This window comes from Streptomyces daliensis (assembly GCF_054782395.1).
The window spans coordinates 89,492-108,744 of sequence record NZ_BAAGSO010000093.1; the positions used below are offsets into that span (position 1 = coordinate 89,492).

The 19,253-nt window shown below is 75.5% G+C and carries 15 protein-coding genes; 5 read left to right on the forward strand and 10 right to left on the reverse strand.

The window, feature by feature from the left end:
* Positions 1–10: 10 nt before the first annotated feature.
* The 5 genes from ACYVOO_RS22535 to ACYVOO_RS22555 are packed head-to-tail and all read right to left on the reverse strand — an operon-like array spanning position 11 to position 5,960.
* On the reverse strand, positions 11–1,300 hold the full coding sequence (locus ACYVOO_RS22535; RefSeq protein WP_461017481.1) for an MFS transporter: 1,290 nt from the start codon (positions 1,298–1,300) through the stop codon (positions 11–13).
* Complete coding sequence (locus ACYVOO_RS22540) at positions 1,284–2,519, reverse strand: dipeptide epimerase (protein WP_461017482.1); 1,236 nt, start codon at positions 2,517–2,519, stop codon at positions 1,284–1,286. Before ACYVOO_RS22540 ends, ACYVOO_RS22535 begins: the two co-directional genes overlap by 17 nt.
* Positions 2,516–3,757: a PLP-dependent cysteine synthase family protein gene (locus ACYVOO_RS22545; protein ID WP_461017483.1), complete on the reverse strand. Its 1,242-nt coding sequence runs from the start codon at positions 3,755–3,757 to the stop codon at positions 2,516–2,518. The genes ACYVOO_RS22540 and ACYVOO_RS22545 overlap by 4 nt, the downstream gene beginning before the upstream one ends.
* On the reverse strand, positions 3,754–4,707 hold the full coding sequence (locus ACYVOO_RS22550) for a Rossmann-like domain-containing protein (protein ID WP_461017484.1): 954 nt from the start codon (positions 4,705–4,707) through the stop codon (positions 3,754–3,756). Before ACYVOO_RS22550 ends, ACYVOO_RS22545 begins: the two co-directional genes overlap by 4 nt.
* Entirely contained in the window at positions 4,704–5,960 is a 1,257-nt protein-coding gene (locus ACYVOO_RS22555) for an ATP-grasp domain-containing protein (RefSeq protein ID WP_461017485.1), read from the reverse strand. Before ACYVOO_RS22555 ends, ACYVOO_RS22550 begins: the two co-directional genes overlap by 4 nt.
* Before the next feature lie 198 nt (positions 5,961–6,158).
* Between ACYVOO_RS22555 and ACYVOO_RS22560 the strand changes: the two genes are divergently transcribed.
* Positions 6,159–7,733, forward strand: a complete 1,575-nt coding sequence (locus ACYVOO_RS22560) for an alpha/beta fold hydrolase (RefSeq protein WP_461017486.1) — start codon at positions 6,159–6,161, stop codon at positions 7,731–7,733.
* 52 nt (positions 7,734–7,785) lie between these two features.
* Here ACYVOO_RS22560 and ACYVOO_RS22565 read toward each other — a convergent pair whose 3' ends face one another.
* On the reverse strand, positions 7,786–8,157 hold the full coding sequence (locus tag ACYVOO_RS22565) for an ArsR/SmtB family transcription factor (protein ID WP_453344606.1): 372 nt from the start codon (positions 8,155–8,157) through the stop codon (positions 7,786–7,788).
* Positions 8,158–8,292: 135 nt separating this feature from the next.
* On the opposite strand from ACYVOO_RS22565, the gene ACYVOO_RS22570 reads away from it, so the two are divergent.
* Both ACYVOO_RS22570 and ACYVOO_RS22575 read left to right on the forward strand, forming a co-directional pair.
* A complete protein-coding gene (locus ACYVOO_RS22570; protein ID WP_461017498.1) occupies positions 8,293–10,326 on the forward strand; it encodes a heavy metal translocating P-type ATPase in 2,034 nt (677 codons plus the stop codon).
* Between the two features lie 328 nt (positions 10,327–10,654).
* Positions 10,655–11,443 carry a hypothetical protein gene (locus ACYVOO_RS22575; protein WP_461017499.1) on the forward strand — a complete coding sequence of 263 codons (789 nt, stop codon included), beginning with the start codon at positions 10,655–10,657 and terminating at the stop codon, positions 11,441–11,443.
* A gap of 670 nt (positions 11,444–12,113) precedes the next feature.
* Here the strand turns inward: ACYVOO_RS22575 and ACYVOO_RS22580 are convergent.
* Positions 12,114–13,166: a Gfo/Idh/MocA family protein gene (locus ACYVOO_RS22580; protein WP_461017487.1), complete on the reverse strand. Its 1,053-nt coding sequence runs from the start codon at positions 13,164–13,166 to the stop codon at positions 12,114–12,116.
* Between the two features lie 294 nt (positions 13,167–13,460).
* Positions 13,461–14,378: a GntR family transcriptional regulator gene (locus ACYVOO_RS22585; protein ID WP_461017488.1), complete on the reverse strand. Its 918-nt coding sequence runs from the start codon at positions 14,376–14,378 to the stop codon at positions 13,461–13,463.
* Between the two features lie 117 nt (positions 14,379–14,495).
* Between ACYVOO_RS22585 and ACYVOO_RS22590 the strand changes: the two genes are divergently transcribed.
* Positions 14,496–15,344, forward strand: a complete 849-nt coding sequence (locus ACYVOO_RS22590; RefSeq protein ID WP_461017489.1) for a (2Fe-2S)-binding protein — start codon at positions 14,496–14,498, stop codon at positions 15,342–15,344.
* 200 nt (positions 15,345–15,544) lie between these two features.
* Positions 15,545–16,759 carry a DUF2637 domain-containing protein gene (locus ACYVOO_RS22595; RefSeq protein ID WP_461017490.1) on the forward strand — a complete coding sequence of 405 codons (1,215 nt, stop codon included), beginning with the start codon at positions 15,545–15,547 and terminating at the stop codon, positions 16,757–16,759.
* A gap of 161 nt (positions 16,760–16,920) precedes the next feature.
* Here the strand turns inward: ACYVOO_RS22595 and ACYVOO_RS22600 are convergent, their stop codons facing one another.
* Both ACYVOO_RS22600 and ACYVOO_RS22605 read right to left on the reverse strand, forming a co-directional pair.
* On the reverse strand, positions 16,921–17,688 hold the full coding sequence (locus ACYVOO_RS22600; protein ID WP_461017491.1) for a hypothetical protein: 768 nt from the start codon (positions 17,686–17,688) through the stop codon (positions 16,921–16,923).
* Positions 17,689–17,872: 184 nt separating this feature from the next.
* Positions 17,873–19,234: a protein phosphatase 2C domain-containing protein gene (locus tag ACYVOO_RS22605; RefSeq protein ID WP_461017500.1), complete on the reverse strand. Its 1,362-nt coding sequence runs from the start codon at positions 19,232–19,234 to the stop codon at positions 17,873–17,875.
* Positions 19,235–19,253: the final 19 nt, after the last annotated feature.

The following is a 19,253-nucleotide window of genomic DNA, read 5'->3' on the forward strand; positions in this document are numbered from 1 at the left end:
GTGGTTCCCCTCACACTGAGGCCGGGGCGTGTGCCGCCGCCGGGATGGCTCGTACGGGCAGTGCGCGCAGCCGCCGCAGCCAGCAGACCCCCGCGGCCGACAGCAGCCCGAAGCACAGGCAGCACACCCACGGCAGCCACGCGGCACCGCGCGCAGCGCCCGCGTCCATGGCCCAGCCGACCAAGGCGTTGCCGCCCGCAGCCGCGATGCCGGAGACGACGTAGAAGACCCCGAAGTAGGTGCCGGTCAGCTCGGCTCGCCCGAAGTCGGGTATCAGCTCCATGACGAACGGCTGGGCGATCATCACGCCGAGGTAGAGCAGCAGCGCCCCGCACAGGACCGGCAGCAGGGCGAGCAGCGCCTGCCCCGTCCCCCCGTCCTGGCCCGCGCCCCCGGCGCCGGCGCCCCGCCCCGCGACCAGCAGCGGCGGCACGAAGGCCAGCCCCATCAGGGCCACCCCCGCGCTTATCCAGATCCCTCTGCCGCCGCGCCGCTTCAGTATCCGGGTCAGGCGCATCTGGAGGCCGAGGTTGGCGAGGGTGCCGACGAGGAAGACCAGTCCCGCCGCGCCCGCCCAGCCGGTGGCGGCGCGGGCTCCGTCGGGCAGCAGCAGGTAGAGCTGGTTCTCCAGGGTGAACATGCCGACCATGGCGAGCGCGAAGGCCAGGAACGCGCGGTTGGCGAGGACTTCGCGCCAGTCCCCCAGCACGCTGCCGCGCGCCGGTGGCACCTCGCGCGCGGGGAGCACCATGGCCTGCGCGACGGTGAGCAGCGCGAAGAGCGCGGCGGCGGTGAGCGCGGAGACGCGGAAGTCGACGAGGAGCAGCGCGCTGCCGAGCAGCGGGCCGACGAGCGCTCCGGTCGTCGCGAACACGTTGAACAGCGCGAACGCCTCGGCCTTCCGCTCCCCCGCCTCCTGCGCGAGATACGCGCGTACGGCGGGGTTGAAGAGGGCCCCGGCGAACCCGCTCAGCACGGAGGCCGCCAGCAGCACCCCGAGCCCGTCGCCGAGCGCGAACAGGCCGAAGCCCACGGTCCGCAGGGCGCACCCGGCGATGATCACGCGGCGCGCGCCGAGCCGGTCGGCGGCCGAGCCGCCGATGATGAAGAGCCCCTGCTGGCTGAGGTTGCGGACACCGAGGACGATGCCGACGACGGCCGCCGACATCCCCAGATCCTCGCCGAGGTGGGTGGCGAGGTAGGGGATGAGGAGGTAGAAGCCGGTGTTGACGCCGAGCTGGTTGACCAGGAGGAGGCGTATCGCGAGCGGGAACTCCCGCATCTCACGCCACGTCTGCACGCTGGGGCCTTTCCGGGTGGGTGGGGTGTGCGGAACGCGTGGACCTGTCCGGCACGGCGGCCCCGTCGCGGGCGGAACCTCCGGGCACCGTCCCCTCGGGCGCGGACCCGTCGCGCGCGGACTCCTCGGGCGCGGACTCCTCGGGCGCGGACTCCTCGGGCGCGGGCCGGACGCCCAGGCCCGCGCGGTCGCTCGCCCGTACCGTCCCGTCCGTGCCGCCGATGCCCGTCCAGGGGTCGTGCGCGAGGAGCAGGTGCCCGTCCAGGTCGGCCCAGCGGGCGCGGCCCGCGAGGTGCACGGCGGGCGCGATGCCGAGGGAGCTGGCGGTGAGGCAGCCGAGCATCAGCTCCGTGCCGGTCCCGGCGAGCAGCTCCGCGATGCGCAGGGCCGCGTGGACGCCGCCGCACTTGGCGAGCTTGACGTTGACGCCGTGCACACGGCCGGCGAGGCGCCGCGCGTCCTCGAAGGTCACCGCGTCCTCGTCGGCGATGACCGGCAGCGGTGCTGTCTCGGCGAGCCTGGCCAGCGCCTCGGGGTCGCCGGGCGCGAGGGGCTGTTCGACGGCCTCGACGCCGAGTTCGGCGAACCTGGGCAGCAGCCGCAGCGCCTGCTCCGGCGTCCACGCGCCGTTGGGGTCGAGCAGGAGGCGCACGTGGGGGGCGTGGTCGCGGATGGCGCGTACGCGGGCGAGGTCGTCCTCCGGGTCAGGCGCGCCCGCCTTGGCCTTGAGCAGGGTGAAGCCGCTCTCGGCGAGGCAGTGCGCGAGGACGGCGGCGCGCTCGGTCGTCGTGATGCCGATGGTGCGCGCGGTCGGCGCGCAGGGCGGCGCGAAGGAGCCCAGCAGGCGGTGCACGGGGGCGCCCGCGCGCTTGCCCGCGAGGTCGAGCAGCGCCGACTCGACGGCCGCGACGACGGCCCCTGGCACCCCCGCGCCCGCACCCCTGTCCGCACCGGTCCACGGGAACCCGTCCTCGCGCAGCGCGTCCAAGGCCGTCTCCGGATCAGGGCAGTGCTCCAGGCGCGTGCCCGCCTCGGTCAGCAGCCGGGTCAGGGTGTCGGCGTCGAGCCCGTAGTACGCGCTGGCCACGGCCTCACCGTGCCCGCGCAGCCCGCCGTGCTCGACCGTGAACCAGACCGCGTCGCGCGCTGTCATGGTGGAGCGGGAGATGCGCAGGGGTTCGGCGAGCCGGAGCCGGACGGTACGGACGGCGGTCTTCATGACAGGGCCTCCCTGGTGGACGTCGAAGGACCGGGCACCCCCGGCCGGGCAGCCGGAACCGCACCCGCACCCGCACCCGCACCCGCACCCGCACCCGCACCCGGAAACGCGGCCGGAAACGCGGCCGGAAAAACGGAGGTCCCGCGCGGCTCGGCCTTCGGATCGAGGACGGTCGCGCAGCGCGTCCAGCCCGTCGCCTCGGCGGCACGCGGATGCGGGATCTCAACGGGCCGGGTCGCGGCGCTCGCGGGGTCGATGCCGTGCGCGGTGGTGAAGTCGTCGTCGTAGACGGTGCCGAGGTAGCGGTGCGGCCCGTCGGGGAAGACGGTGGCGACGACCGCGCCCGGGTGTACGCGCGCGGCCCACGCCGCGACCAGCGCGGCGGCCCCCGTGCTCCAGCCGCCGCTGACGAAGCTGCCGCGCGCGAGCCGTCGGCAGGCGTCGGCCGACTCGGCCGGGCCGACCCAGTGGACCTCGTCGAAGGCGTCGTAGGCGACGTTGCGCGGGTGGATGCTGCTGCCGAGCCCGCGCATCAGACGGGGCCTGGCGGGCTGCCCGAAGATGGTCGAGCCGGTGGCGTCGACCCCGATCAGCCGCAGCCGCGGCCAGTGGCGGCGCAGCGGCGCGACGATGCCCGCGCTGTGCCCGCCCGTGCCGACGCTGCACACCAGCACGTCGAGGTGGTCGAGCTGGCTGGCGAGTTCGGCGGCGAGGGAGGCGTAACCGGCGGTGTTGTCGGGGTTGTTGTACTGGTCGGGCCAGTACGCGCCGGGCAGCGTGGCCAGCAGCTCCCGCAGCCGCCGCAGCCGCGCCGCCTGCCAGCCGCCGCGCTCGGCCGGACGGTCGACCAGCTCCAGCCGTGCCCCGTAAGCGCGCAGCAACTGCCGCATGGAGGGCTCCAGTTCGGTGTCACCGACCAGCACGACGGGGTGGCCGAGCGCCTGGCCCGCGAAGGCGAGGCCGATGCCGAGGGTGCCGGAGGTGGACTCCACCACGGGCGCGCCGGGCGGGAGTTCGCCGCGTTCGCGGGCGCCCATGAGCATGGAGACGGCGGCCCGCGCCTTCATGCCGCCCGCGCCCAGCCCTTCGAGCTTGGCCCAGAAGCCGGGCTGCGCGCAGGGCAGGTCGCTGGTGATGCGGGCGAGCGGGGTACGGCCGACGAGCGCGAGCAGGTCGGGGTTGGCGGTGGCGGGGCGCGCCGCGCCGGGCGCGGCACCCGCCGTGGCGGCCGGGGTCATGAGGCGGCTCCGTGACGGCCGACGGCACCGGATTGACCGACGGTGCCGTAGCGGTGGACGGCGCCATAGCGGTGGACGGTGCCGGGGCCGCCGTCGAGCCAGAAGAACGGGTACGGCTCGGCGCACACCGCGCTCACTCCGTCGTCCAGCAGCCTGGGCAGCACGGCGCTGCCGGTCTGCGCGAACATCACGAGCGGGATGCCGCGCCGCACCGCGCACCGGCGCAGCGCCTCGAAGCTGCCGTTGCCGAGCGTCATGCCGGAGGCGAGCACCGCGTCGCAGCGCTCCGCCTCCGCCTCCGCCCGCGCGTCGGTGCGCACGGGTTCGCCCCACTCGGTCTCGCCGCCCTTGAGGTCGCAGGGCACATAGCTCAGCCCGCGCGAACGCAGCGCCTCCAGCAGCGAGTTGACGACGCCGACGACGAGCACGGTGGCGCCGGGTGCCACGTCGAGCAGGTCCACGACGGCCCGCGCCCGCGCCCGCGACTTCTCCAGCGAGCTGCCCGCCGCCAGCGCGTAGGGGCTGGCGCCGTGTTCGGGCGTGTGCGGCAGTACGTGCATGAGGTAGGCGTCCAGCGCGGCCGTGCGCACGGCGGGCAGCGGGTGCCCGAGGAGGGTGGCGACGTCCGCGCCGACGCACGTGTCGAGCGCCGCAGCGGGCAGTTCGCCCGGCTCCGTCGCGCACGAGCCGACGGCCGAGCCGAGACGGAGGCTGAGCACCTCGTTGCGGTAGCCGGAGCCGCGCCCTTCATGGCGTACGGCCTGGCTGGTCGAGAAGGCCACGGTGATCCGCAGCCCGGCGGGGTCGGGCCCGAACGCGCCGTCCCGCACCCGCCGCACGAGCCGCCCGACCGCGTCGCCCTCGCCGGGTCCCGTAGCCGTGCCGGGTCCCGTAGCCGTGCCGGACCCCACAGCCTCGCCAGGCTCCGTCGCCGTGCCGGGGGCCGTCATCGGCGGGCCACCCGGGGGCCGACGGCGGACAGCAGGGCCTCGACGCGCTCGCGTGCCGCGCCGCCCTCGGGGTCGGCGGCCATGACGTGGCCGAGGTAGGTGTTGTTGCTGTCGGCGGGCCTGACCGCCGTGCCCGCCTTCGCGAACTGGACTTCCAGCACTCCGGGGCACTCCTCCAGCGCCTCGGCACCGTCGAAGCCCTCCAGCACGCCCTCCTCCTCCGGCAGGAGGAAGCCGATGGCGGCGCTGTCCACGCCCGTGGCGCGCGGCCCGAGTTCGGGCGCGCGGCCCAGCGCGACGTCGACGCAGGCCGCCGCGAGGTCGATGCCGGTGACGTGGCGTACGAGTTCGGTGATGCGGTTGCCCGCGGGGCGCGGGTTGACCTCGACGACGCGGGGCCCGTCCGGGGTCAGCTTGATCTCGGTGTGCGCGACGACCTGGTCGAGCCCGAGGCCCTTGAGCGCCGCCAGCGCCGTGTCCGCCGCCGCCTCGGCCTGTCCGGGGGCGAGTCGCGCGGGGAACATGTGCCCCGTCTCGACGAAGGCGGGCGCGCCGCCGATGCTCTTGTCGGTGACGCCGACGACGTGCGCCGTCCCCGCGAAGGACACGGTCTCGACGCTGACCTCGGGCCCTTCGAGCAGTTCCTCCAGCAGCACGGAGGTCACCCGGCGCTGGCCGCGCGCGTTGACGGGGAAGCCGTCGAGGTCGCGGTAGGCGCGGGCGAGAGCGACCTCGTCGTCCACGCGGCGCACGTACATCCCGGCGCACAGGTCGACCGGCTTGAGCACCAGCGGGTAGCCGATCTCGCGGGCCGACGACACCACCGCGGCCCAGTCCGTACAGACCGCGAAGCGCGGCCCCGGCACCCCGGCGTCTTCCAGGGCGCGGCGCGTCTCGTCCTTGCGGCAGGCGCGGGCCACGGAGTCGGCCGAGGGCCCCGGGAGCCCGAGGTGTTCCGCGAGGCGGGCGACGGTGGGCAGGTAGTAGTCGCAGGACGTGAGGACTCCGTCGAACCCGAACACCTCGTGCAGCTTCTCCACGTGGGGCAGCAGCGCGTCGGTGGCGTTCGTCTCGGCCGTGAGGACGTTGCACGCGCCGAGCAGCGGATGCGCCACCCCCTCGGGCGCCGACCTCAGATAGTGGTGCAGGTCCCTGGTGAGGAACGTGAACTCGTGCCCGTCCTCCCGGATCGCGCGAGGCAGCAGCCTGCTCATCGATCCGACCCAGCTCTCGACCATCAGCAGATGACCCACGACTCTCCCTCGCCTCGCGATGGCACGCCTACGCACACGGGTCCCGCGCGCCGGTTTCCGGGGCGGGCCGTGTTGACCGAGCACACACGCTATCGATAATCATTTTCAATGTCATGTCGTTCGCGCGCCACTCTCCGACGCGCCCCCGCCCCTCACCCTGATTGCGAGACCGTGCCCTCCCCCCTCATATCCCGGCTCATGTCCCGGCGCCCGCACCGGACTTCCCTGCTCCGCGCGCTCCTCGCGGGCGCCGCCGTCGCGACGACGGTGGCCCCCTCCGCACCGTCCGTCCCGCCCGCCGATCACTCCGGCACCGGACCCGGAACCGGAACCCGTATCGCCTTCGGCGACTGCCCCGCCTCCGTGCCCGCTCCCCCGGCCCCCGACCGGGTGGAGTGCGGCACGGTGCGCGTACCGCTGGACCACGGCCACCCCGAGGGGCGGCACCTGGACATCGCCGTCTCGCGTGTGCCCGCCTCCGGCACGCCCGGAGAACGGCGCGGCGTCCTCCTCGTCAACCCCGGCGGGCCGGGCGGCTCCGGGCTGTCGTACGCGGTGACCAAGCGCGCCAAGCTCCCCGAGCGGGTGCGGCGCGCCTACGACGTCATCGGCTTCGACCCGCGCGGCGTCGGCCACAGCGCACCCGCCGACTGCGGCGACATGGGCGGCCTCTTCGACACGCCGGGCGCCGACCCGGTACCGCGCGGACGGGAAGCGGAGCGCGCGTATCTCGCCTCGCAGCGGCGCATGGCCGACGACTGCGCGCGGGGTGTGGGCGAGGCACTGCCGCATCTGTCCACGACGGAGACCGCGCACGACATGGACGACATCCGCGCGGCACTCGGCGAGCGGCGGATCGCCTACCTCGGCGTCAGCTACGGCACCTACCTCGGCGCCGCCTACGCAGCGCTCCATCCGCACCGGACGGGGCCGATGGTGCTGGACAGCGCGGTGGGCCCCTGGGACTGGCACGAGTTCGACGTACGGCAGGCCCGCGCGCTGCTGCGCCAGCGCCAGACCCTCTTCGGCTGGCTCGCGGAGGGCGGCGACGAGGGTTCCGGGCACTCCGGCCGTTCCGCGCACTCCGCGCACTCCGGTCGCTTCGGGCTCGGCGGCACGGCGGAGGAGGTGCGTGCCTCGTACGCGAAGGTGCGCGCGGGGCTCGCGGCGCGACCCGTCGACGGGTTCGGCCCGGCGGAGTTCGACCGCGCCGTCTACCGCGCGCTCGGCCGCACCGAGCGCTGGGCGGGGCTCGGCGAGGGGCTGCGCGCGTATCTGCGCGACGGCGACGTGGCGGGGCTGCGGCCCGAGGACCCCTTCGACGGGCCCGAGTCGCGCAACTACGAGGCCGCCAACCGCACCGTCAAGTGCGCCGACGGGCCAGGCCCTGGCCCGTCCCGCGTACTGCGCGACATCCGCGCGCTGCGGCGCGCCGACCCGCTGCCCGTCCTCACCGGACTTGAGGCGTCAGCGTGCGCGTACTGGTCCCACACGCCCGCGCACCGCACCCCGCTCAGCGCGCCGCACGCGCCGCCGGTGCTGCTGGTCGCCTCGGAGCACGACCCCGTCACGCCGATCGAGGGCGCGCGTGAGCTGCGCGCGGGACTGCCGCCCGGCTCCCGGCTGGTGACACTGCGGAACGACTACTCCCACGGCGTCTTCGCCAGTCGCGGCGACGACTGCGTGGACGGCACGGTGGCCGCGTACCTGACGGGGGACGGCGCGCCCGACGCGGACGTGCGGTGCGAGGGGCCAGGGCTGCCGAGGCCGTAGTAGCGGCGGGCTCGGTTCGGGCCTCCGGCCCCAGGGCCGGCCTCGCGGGGTCTCAGCCCTGGGTGCGGGGGCCCGAGGCGTGGTCGCGGACGCCGAGGCTCAGGTGCTCGATGTGGTAGACGGCCTCGTCGAGGAGCTGGGCCACGTGGTTGTCGTGGAGGCTGTAGACGATGCGGCGCCCCTGGCGCTCGCTGCCGACGAGGCTCAGCGCGCGCAGCAGCCGCAACTGGTGCGAGACCGCCGACTGCTCCATGCCGACCGCCTCGGCCAGCTCCGTGACGGGGAGCGGCCCCTCCCGCAGACGCGCCAGGATCAGCAGGCGCGAGGGGGTCGCCAGCGCCTGGAGGGTGGCGGCGACGGACGCCGCGCTCTCCGCGTCCAGCTTGGCAGCCGGGGCGCCCTGGCCTTCCACTCCGTGTCCCATGACAGGCATGGTACGGTCCGCGCAATACATGAAGACGTGTTCATGTATACACTTCTTCCTGTGGGCCGCCCCGTCGAGCGGTTCGCACCCCCTCTGCCACACATCCGCCCCCACACCGCCGAGGTGCCCTCCGTCATGGCGATGACCCGTATCGACCGCCTGCCCGAAGCCCGCTGGGCGGGGGCCGCGGCGGTGGCCTTCCTGCTCGGGCTGACGCTCGACCTCTCCCCCGCGCCCGCGTGGTGCGCCTGGGCCTGCTACGCCCTCTGCTACGCGGCGGGCGGCTGGGAGCCCGCGAAGGAGGGGCTCGCGGCGCTGCGCGAGAAGACCCTCGACGTGGACCTGCTGATGGTCGTCGCCGCGCTCGGCGCCGCCGCCATCGGGCAGCCGCTGGAGGGCGCGCTGCTGATCGTCATCTTCGCGACGTCCGGCGCGCTGGAGGCGTTCGCGACGCAGCGCACCGCCGACTCCGTACGCGGTCTCCTCGACCTCGCGCCCCAGCGGGCCACCCGCGTCACGGTGGACGGAGCCGAAGAGTCCCTGGAGACGCGGCACCTGGTGCCGGGGGACATCGTCCTCGTGCGGCCCGGCGAGCGCGTCGGCGCCGACGGCACGGTCCTGGCGGGCGCCAGCGACGTGGACCAGGCGACCGTCACGGGCGAGCCGCTGCCCGTGCCCAGGTCCGTGGGCGACGAGGTCTTCGCCGGAACACTCAACGGCAGCGGCTCACTGCGCCTGCGCGTCACGCGCGCGGCCGAGGAGTCCGTCATCGCGCGCATCGTCGCCATGGTGGAGGAGGCCAGCCGCACCAAGGCACCGGGACAGCTCTTCGTCGAGAAGGTCGAGCAGCGCTACGCGCTGGGCATGGTCGCGGCGACGGTCGCCGTCTTCGCCGTGCCGCTGGCCTTCGGCGCGGAGCTGGCGGCGGCGCTGACACGGGCCATGACGTTCATGATCGTGGCCTCGCCCTGCGCGCTCGTCCTCGCCACCATGCCGCCGCTGCTCGCGGCCATCGCCAACGCGGGGCGGCACGGCGTGCTGGTCAAGTCGGCCGCCGTGATGGAACGGCTGGGGACGGTCACCCGGGTCGCGTTCGACAAGACGGGGACGCTGACGGAGGGCGCCCCACGGCTCGTCGAGGCACGGCCCGTCGCGGGCGGGTCCGTCGCGGGCGGGTCCGGTGCGGACGGGGCCGGTGCGGCGGTGGCCGCCGACCGTCTGCTGGCGCTCGCCGCGGCGGCCGAGCGCGACAGCGAGCACCCGTTGGCGCGCGCCGTCGTCACGGCGGCCCGCGAGCGGGGCCTCCCCGTGCTCCCCGCGCGGGAGTTCACGGCCCGGCCCGGGCGCGGGGTGAGCGCCGAGGTCGAGGGCGTACGCGTGGAGGTCGGCGCGCCCACCCGAGCGGTCACGCGGACACCCGCGTCGGCGCCCGTACGGGTGCCCGCGTACGGGCCCGAGCCGTCGGCTGACGTGGCGCGGGGCGCCGCGAACGGCGAACTCGACGAACTCGGCGCGCTCGTCGGCGAGATCGAGGGCGCGGGGCTGACGGGAGCCGTCGTGCGGGTCGACGGGGTACCGGCCGGGGTGCTGGCGTTCGAGGACCGGCCCAGGCCGCAGGCGCGGGCCGCCGTCGGCCGACTTCGTGAACTCACGCACAGGGCACCCCTGCTGCTCACCGGCGACCACCACGGCGCGGCCCTGCGGCTGGCCACGGAGACCGGGGTCGGCGAGGTGCGGGCCGGGCTGCTGCCCGACGAGAAGGCCGAGGCCGTACGGGCCGAGGAGGCGTCGGGGCAGCGCCTGCTGTTCGTCGGCGACGGCGTCAACGACGCGCCCGCGCTCGCCTCCGCGCACACGGGGCTCGCCATGGGCCGCGCCGGTTCCGACCTCGCGCTGGAGAGCGCGGACGCCGTGCTCGTACGCGACGAACTCGGCGCCGTGCCCGCCGTCGTCGCCCTCTCGCGGCGCGCGCGGCGCCTCGTGAAGCAGAACCTGGTCATCGCGGGTACGGCGATCGCGGTGCTGGTGGCCTGGGACCTCCTCGGGACGCTGCCGCTGCCGCTGGGCGTGGCGGGACACGAGGGGTCGACGGTACTGGTCGGGCTCAACGGGCTGCGGTTGCTGCGCGACAGCGCTTGGCAGACAGGCCCCTCGGGTAAAACTTTGTGAACTGATTCACACCAGCCCCTTGGCCCCGGGCGTCACTCCGTGCTGAGATGCGCTCACATCCGGCTCGAAGCTCGACGGTGCGCTTGGGGAGGACACTGTGGCGGAGACCGCCATGTCACGTTCGTCACGTTCGGTACGGCTGGATCCCGGAGGCGGAGGAGACCGCCTCCCCGCGTTCAACGAGGAGGTCGTCACGGGCGGTCCGGCGAACGGTCGCACACGGGGGTCGGCGGCGGGCCCGCCGGAAGACCCGACGGAGAGCAGGACGGAGAGCACGGGAAAGGGCTCGGGGGCAGGAGATCCGGCGGAGGGTGCGGCAGTGGACACGGTGACGGGTCCGACGGGTCCGACAGGCCCCGCGGGAGACGCGGCGAAGGGCCCGGCACTGGACGCCGCGGTGTGGCGGCTGAGGTCGCGCGGCTGCTGGGACGACGCCGCCGTGCTGCTGGAGCCGTACGCCGAGACCGACCCGGACGCCTCGGTACGGCGCGCCGCACTGCTCGTGGAGCGGTGCATGTTCACGGCCGAGGGCTGGGCGGCGGCCGAGGACGCGCTGCGGGTGGCCGAGGCGGTGGCGCACCACGACGACGAGCGGGGCGCCGCGGCCTGCGAACGCGGCCATCTCGCCTACGCGTCCACGGTGCTGGGCGTGCGCGACCGCGCCGACGAGGCACGCGCCGCGCTCGGCAGAGCGGCTGCGCTGCTCGCGCCCGCCGCGCGGGCGCGTGCCTCGCTGGACTTCCGGCGCGGACTCGTCGCGGAGCACCTGAGCGACAACCCCCAGGCGGCACGCGCCGCTTACCGCCGCGCCCACGCCGGGGCCACGGCGCACGGGAACACACTGCTGTGCTCGTTCACCTGGCGGCACCTGGCCGGGCTCGCGCTACGGGACGGCGAACTGGCCGAGGCACGGCACGGGTTCACCGAGTCGCTGCGGCTGCGCGAGGAACTGGGGTTCCTCGTCGGAATGGCCCCCGCGCTCGCGGCACTGGCCGACGCACAGCCCGAGCCCGAGTCCGGCCGACTGCGCGCGGAGGCAGCCCGCCTCTTCCGCCTCCTCGACGGCATCCCCACCTGGCTCGCCGACCACCTCCCGCCCCCCGACACCGACGCCTAGCGGACCTGCCGGGTCGGGCCCGCCGGGCACGAGCATTGGCCCGGCGCCCGGCACCGGCCGCAGAGCAGACCTGACGCACCGGACCTGGCAGATGCTCCCGCTCCGGCGGACGCGTGGCGGTCACGGAGCCTGCAACGGAACTGCCGGGCCGGGACATTGACCCGTCGCCCGACACCGACACATATCGAACCCACCGGACGGTACCCGACGGCCCCGGCCGACGCGGCCCCCGGAACGGGCGCAGCGCGCCGGGGCGTTGGCCCGGCGGGCGGCGGCGCCCCGGCCCTCCGCGTCAGCCGGAGACGTCGGGTACCGGCTGTGGCCGACACTGCGGACCGAGACGTTGGCCCGCAGCCCGCCACCGGCGCGCAGCGGACCTGGGCGGATACGGCTGACGCGCACGCGCACCCGCAACGGACTCACCAGGCGCGGGCATTGGCCCAGCGCCCGGCACAGGCCGCACAGCGGACCTGCCGCACCGGGACCTGGCAGATGCGCCCGACCCGACGGACGCGCGGCAGCCACGCCACCCGGAACGGGCGCAGCGAACACGGGCGTTGGCCCGCAGCCCGCCACCGGCACGTAGCGGACCTGGCAGCCACAGCACCCGCAACGGACGCAGCGAGCCGGGGCATTGGCCCGGCGGGCGGCGGTGCCCCGGTCATCCGTGTCAGGTGGAGACGTCGGGTACCGGTGTCGGGCGGGAGCCGTTCGTCAGTGATGCGGCAGCGGCCACTCCGACCAGGGATGCCGCGACGGCGGGCCGCACCGCTACCAGCGGCGGCTCGCCGTGCACGGCCGTGTCCCGGAATGCCTGGAGCATCCGCACCGTGCCCTCGGCCGCGCGCTCCACGGGCCGCCCGTTCAGCGTGTACGGGGGCGGTGTGCGCTCCTCCTCGCGGGTGCGGCCGTCGGGGGACGCCCACGCCTCCGTCCTGATCCGCACCGACCAGGCCCGCTCCCCGGGCGCGCGGACGGACTCCGCGAGCGCACGGGCTCCGCGCACGGAGACCCAGCTCCAGTGGCTGTCCGGTTCGCCCTGGAGGAAGCCGTGCCGGGTGAGGGCCAGCGCGCCGGTGGACAGCCGTACGGCCATGACGACCGCGGCGCGCGGCTCGCTCTCGTCGGCCAGGAACGCCGTCACCTCCACGGGCCAGGCGTCCGTGAGCGCCAGCACCGGGGAGAGGGTGTGGGTGCAGTAGGCGGTGGGCGCGATGCGTCCGCGCCAGTGTGCGGGGTCGCCGACGAGCGCTGCGACGTCCTCGGGGGACATGCCGTGCAGGTAGTCGGCCTCGACCATGCCGACGCGGCCCAGTTCCCCGGCGTCGGCCGCCGCGCGCAGGAGGCGGACGTGCGGGTGGGCCACGTAGTTCTCGGCGAAGGAGTACGTGGCGGACGAGCGCTCCGTCGCGGCGATGAGCCGTCGCCCCTCCTCCTCGTCCGCGCACGCCGCGCTCTCGGACAGCACGTGCACGCCACGGTCCAGGAAGGCGATGGCGGGCGGCGCGTGCGCGTCGAAGTCGTTGGCGAGCACCACCCCGTCGATACGGTGCTCCAGGAGGTCCTGCCACCGCTCCGTCAGCACGGCGCCCGGCAGTTCGGCTCGGGCCGCGGCGCGCCGCCCGCCGTCGTGGTCGCACGCCGCCACGACGTCCATGCCGAGCCGGCGGCACCAGCCCGCCAGGTGCAGCCCCTGCCTCAGTCCGATCACGCCGATCCGCATACGCGGCATCCTGGCCCGGCGCCCCTCCCCCGGAGCAACCGGTTTTCGGACAGGCGCCCGCCGGGGCCCGTTCGACGGGCCCCGGCGGGCATCGGCGGTCGCGGGGACAACAGCGGTCAGGGGCGCGTCAGGAAATCACGGGTCCTCCAGAAGATGTGGGCATCCATCCGTTTCCGGACCCGTCCCACGCTAAGTGCCCGCGTACCGACGGACATCCGCCGTCGGAACGATCGCGATCTCTTACCAGAGATAGAGAGCCGGGCCGGAGCCCGGACGGGACTTCGACGGCACGCCCTAACCGGCCGCGGCGACGTGCTCGCGCAGCACACGTTCCGCCGTGACAAGGTCGCGGCACTGGAGCGCGTCGAGCAGCGCCAGGTGCTCGGACGCCTCGCCCAGCAGCTCGGCGGCGCACGCCGCCTTCGCACCCGGTGCCTGTGCCGCCGTGCGGGCCGGGCAGCGCTGGGCGCGCAACTGGACGTCCTCGGCGACCTCGGCCAGCCGCCGGTTGCCCGTCAGCTCCAGCAGGGCGCGGTGGAAGACGCGGTCGGCGGCGGCGTACGCGCTGCGGTCGCCGCGCGCCGCCGCCGTCAGGGTGTCGTCGGCGAGGGGGCGCAGGTCGTCCCAGCGCTCGGGCGGCACCGTACGGGCGAGCCGCAGCACCGCGGGAACCTCCAGCATCACGCGTATCTCGGCGAGTTCGGCGAGGTCGCGCGCGCTGCACTCGGCGACGCGGAAGCCGCGGTTGGGCACGGTCTCGACCGAGCCCTCGCTGGCGAGCTGCTGCATGGCCTCGCGCACGGGCGTCGGGGAGACGCCGAAGCGTTCGGCGAGCGCGGGCGCCGAGTAGACCTCGCCGGAGGCGAGTTCGCCGGAGAGCAGCGCGTCGCGCAGCGCGGAGAGGATCTGTGCGCGTACGGAGTGACGTTCCGGCAGCTTCGGCTTCACGGCTCCGGGCGCGCCGGGAGCCAGTACGCGGGCAGCGGCGGGCGCGGGGACACGTCCGGCAGAGGTAGCGGAGGGAGCGGGGGCGGCGGGACGCTCGGGCGGGGCCGTCGCCGTGCCCGGCGGAGCCGGTTCGCTGTGCACGTGTTCGCCGCGCGCCGCCGGATCGCCGTCGGCCCGCGAGGCGGGCCCCGACTGGGCTGGGACGCGGGTCCGGAGCGCGTTACGTCCGGGCCGTATGGGCCCCTCCGCTCGGGTCTGCTCCATCTGTCCCCTCCTGGTGTCGATGAGCACGATAGGCGGAGGAGCCGCGAGATCAAACCTCGATCTTTTCGGGTAAGGTAAGGCTTACCTGCTAATGATCGTCGATTCGGTGGTCCTTCCATGGCTATGCGCGCCCTCGCCCCGCCCGCCGCGACCAGCGCCGTCTCGCCGTTCACGGCCGCCTACGCGCGGCTGACCGAGGTCTTCCCGTATCTGACCGTCATCGAGAGCGAGCAGCCGCGCACCGGCGAAGGATGGGTCCGCGCGACGGAGCTCGCCGAGGGCGGCGCGGCACTGGAGGACTTCCTCTCCTGGGACGACGCGCAGGTGCTCCGCGACTACGGGAAGCGGGCGCGCCCCGACGTCATCGCGAGCTTCGGCCTCCACCGCTACGCGTACCCGGTCTGCCTGCTCGTCACCATCCCCTGGTTCCTGTACCGGCGGGTGCCGCGCATCCCGGCCGAGGCGGTCTCCTTCCAGCGGACGCTCGGCCAGGTCTCCGTCCGCATCCAGGAGTTCGCGTGCCTCCCGGACGACCCGGCGGCCGGCTCCCCCGGCGCGCGCGTCGTCCCCGACGAGGAGGCGCTGCGCGCCGAGGTGCGACAGGCGGTGGCCGAGCATCTGGCCCCGGTCCTCGAAGGCTTCCGGCCGCGCATGCGGCGCAGGGAGCGGGCGCTGTGGGGCATGGCGACGGACGAGATCACCGAGGGCCTCTGGTATCTCGGGCACCTCCTCGGCGAGGAGGAGCGCGCGATGCGCGAGGCGGGCGAGCTGCTGCCGGGCGCCACCGCGCCGTACGCGCAGGGCGCCTCCTTCCGCGAGCTGACCGGGCCCGAGGGCGAGACCCTGGCGACGCGCGACCGCGCGAGCTGCTGCTTCTTCTACACCCTCCGCCCCGAGGACACCTGCGTCACCTGCCCGCGCACCTGTGACGCCGAGCGCGTCGAGCGGCTGACCAGCAGCCGCTAGCCCGTTCGACCCAGAACGCCCCTGTCCGTGGGGACCGACGCCCTTTGGCTGTCTCTTGTGGCGAAACCGCCTGCCGCGAGGTGCCGCTGAGCCAAGATGCTCGGCGACAGCGAAGCAAGCCAAGCGAGCACGGCGCCGCCGGTCCCCCGGTCTTCCGGTCCTCCGATGTGTGGTCCGCCGTGCGGCAAGGGGCACAGCCGATGAGACTGACGGACATATCGCTGAACTGGGTACTGGCGAGCGCCGTGCTGCTCGTGGGCGCCCTCGCGGCGGTCGTCGTGATGACACGGGGACGCAAGCACGGGGAGAACGGTGCCAGTGGTGCCGGCGGTGACGGGCAGGACAAGGGCGCGCAGGCGGACTCGTGGGAGCGTATGGAAGAGCGTCGACGCCGCAAGGAGACGCTGTACGCGACGGCGGCCTATCTGCTCCTGTTCTGCTGTGCGGCGGTCGCCGCGGCGCTCTCCTTCCACGGGCTCGTCGGCTTCGGCCGCCAGAACCTGCGGCTCTCCGGCGGCTGGGAGTACCTCGTCCCCTTCGGCCTCGACGGCGCCGCCATGTTCTCCGCGGTGATCGCCGTGCGGGAGGCCAGCCACGGCGACGCCTCACTCGGGTCCCGGCTGCTGGTGTGGACGTTCGCGGGCGCCGCCGCCTGGTTCAACTGGGTGCACGCACCCCGGGGCATCGACCACGCCGGGGCACCGCAGTTCTTCGCCGGGATGTCACTCTCCGCCGCGATCCTCTTCGACCGCGCGCTCAAGCAGACCCGGCGCGCCGCGCTGCGCGAACAGGGCCTGGTGCCGCGCCCTTTGCCGCAGATCCGGGTCGTGCGCTGGGTGCGCGCGCCGCGGGAGACGTTCCGCGCCTGGTCGCTGATGCTGCTGGAAGGCGTACGGACGCTGGACGAGGCGGTCGACGAGGTGCGCGACGAGCGCCGCAGGAACGAGCAGGACCGTATCCGCAGAAGGGAGCAGGAGAAGCTGGACCGGGCCCGGGTCAAGGCACTCAACCGCCAGCACCGCATGTGGGGCAGGGGGCGCGGCTCCCGTCAGCTCGATGTGGAGCTGGCGGCGCCGGGAGCGGGCACCGTCGCCCAGCCGGGTGCCACGCCGGGCACCACGCCGGGTGCCGCACTCGCCGCCGACCCCGGAGGCGGCGCCCCGGGCCAGCTCCCCGCGCGGTCGCGGCCCGCGCTCCAGGCCGTCGTGGACGACGGCGGCGCTGGCTCGGCGGGCTCGGCGTCGGCGGGTCCGGCGGGCGGCCCCGGCGCGGAGGCGCGGTCGCGCGGGACGGACAGGCGCAGGGACGGGAGCCCGCAGGACAGGTCAGGGGCCGACGACGAGTCCAACGCCGCCAGTCCGCGGCTCGACTCGCTGGAGGAGAAACTCGCCGAGATCGAGCGGCAGTTCGGCTGAGGGCGGCGCGGGAACGGCCGGCTCGACGGCCAGGCCCGCGCCCCTGACCCGTCGAACCGTCGCGTGACCCGTCGAGCCGCACGGCACGCACGGTGCCCGGTCCCCGTCGTCTACCGGCGCGGGACCGGGCACCGTCTCTGTCCAGGGCCCGGATCCCGTGTCTACGGGTGCAGCGCGGTCCTGGCCTCCTCGGTGACGTCGAGGGAGGCCGTCGTCGCGACCGTGAGGAGGACGTCGCCACCGGAGACGGCCGGGACGCCCAGGGCCGCGCTCAGTTCGCTCGCCGCGTTGTCGCTGAGCACCAGCGCGCCCCGGAACCGCACCGAGCCGTCCCGCGTGACGCGCGTGTCACCCTCGCTCTTGAAGCGCCCCAGATAGGCGGGCTTGCCGTCGATGCGGCCCGTGACGGTGCGGGTGTCCAGGTCGGTCTGGAGGCCGCCGAGGGTGACGCGCGTACCGGCCCCGGCGTCGGCGAACGTCAGGCCGCTCCCGTACGCGACGACGCCGCCCTTGATCCTGCCGCCGCCCACGGCGAGGTGGCTGCGCTCGTCGACGGGCAGCCCGGCACCGCCGCCCCGCACGAGGTCGGCGCCCGCGCGCTCGCTCACGTCGGCGCGGCTCTTGGTCACGGCGACGGCCTGGGTACCGAGCTTCGCGCGCACGGCCTCGCCGAGCGCGACCAGACCCTTACCGTCCCTGAACCGCACGGGCACCTCCGGGCGTGGTACGTCGCCGATGGCGGCGGGGCCCTGCGGAGGCGGTCCGGGCCGAGGCCCGGCGAGGGCCGTCGGGCAGACGAGCGCGGCGACGGCCGTGCCCGCGCAGACCAGCGCCGCCGCACGGGCGAGCGCGCGGCCCCGGCGGTGAGGGGGCGCCGTTCGCCGCGCGGCGCTGGTCGGGGCTTCCGGAAGCTGATATCGCGCACGCACGGGTCCACGGACCCCTTTCTGCTTCTGCGACGAGGACGGCGCCCGCCGCGTGCCGGGCACTGCCCATGACCCTCCCGTGCGGGTGGGGGCCGGGCCACCGTCGCGCCTCGCTTCCAGCCGTACGGACGACGCCGGGTTCATCCGATCCGGTGCTGTCCGCCCCGTCCTGCCCTTGGCGGGCGGGTCAGCTCTCCCATACGGCCACGGCCGTACGGTCCCCGTCGTGTCCCCGCGCCCGGAGCTGCACGTCGGCGAGGTAGGCGGCCAGGCCGGGCGGCTCGCCCTTCGCCACCTCGCCCCAGCGTGCGGCGAGGTGCGCGGCGAAGGCGGGCTCCTCGCGCATCGGCGCCGCGAAGCCCGGGCTGCACAGGAGCAGCGTGTCGCCGGGGCGCGCGACGGACGCGCGGAACCGGAAGCGGCGGCGCCGGAAGCCCTCCGCTTCGGCGCCCTGGGGCGTCTCTCGCGGGTCGGGCGGGGCGGGCGCCGGGCCGGGCGGCTGGCCTGGTGGCTGTCCTAGCGGCTGGATGCGCAGGTCCATGGTGGGCTCCGGCGCGGCGGCCCGGTCCTGGGCGCCGGTGGGCTCGTACGGGCGTGCGCCGTAGCCGACGACGGGCGCGCCGGTCACGTCCTTCTCGTCCGGCACGGCGGGCTCCAGGTCCTGCCAGGAGCCGTCGCGCAGCCGGAGGAGGCCGCCCTCTCCGGCTCCGAAGAAGACCCGCGTCGAGCAGCGCGGGTCGGCGGGCAGCAGCAGGCAGCGCAGATCGGCCGTGTACTGGTCGGGCCGCAGGCCCAGCGCGGCGGCCTGGGCGCGCAGCATGCCGTAGCTGCGGTCGGTGAGACGGTTCAGGCCGGACTTCAGCGCCTCCCTCCGGCCCCCGTGGATGTCCTCGACGAGGCGGGCGTGGCTGCGGCCCAGCGCGCCGCCGATCGACTGGCACACCTCGCGCGCCGCGCGGTGCGCGCCGGGTACGCCGCGCGGCCCCGCCGCGACGGCGACCATCAGCAGCGCGTTCTCGCCCTCGCCGAACCGCGCGGTGAGCAGCGCGTCCGCGCGCAGGTCACCGCTCCGGCGGGCCGCCTCGCCCCGCACGGAGGCGGCGCGGAGGGTCAAGGAGCCGTAGTGCGCGCCGTCGAGCACGGTGTCGGGCACCAGCTCCGAGAGCGCGGCCGGGTCGGCGGCGGGCAGCGCGACGGGCTCGGCGCCGTGCGCGGGCGGTGCCTCGCCGACGTGCGCTGGACGCGGCACGAGTTCCGCTGCGCGGGCGGGCGAGGACGGGGCGCGCTCGTCGGGAGCGGTGCGAGGGCCGGGGACGAGGGGCGACGGCTGCGTCACATCACGCCCGCCCCCGGGGCCAGCGCCTGGCCCGGACGGGGCCCGGCCACCGGGCGGGGCGCCGGGACCGGGCCCGGGGTCGCCGCCCTCGGCGGGCGCAGGGTCGGCGCCGGTCCCGGTGTCGGCTGCCGTCTCGTCGCCTGGCGAGGTGGAGGCGTACGGCTCCGTGACACCGGGACGAGGAGCGGCGGGCTCGGGCCCGGCCTCGGCCACCGCCTCATCTCCAGGCGGG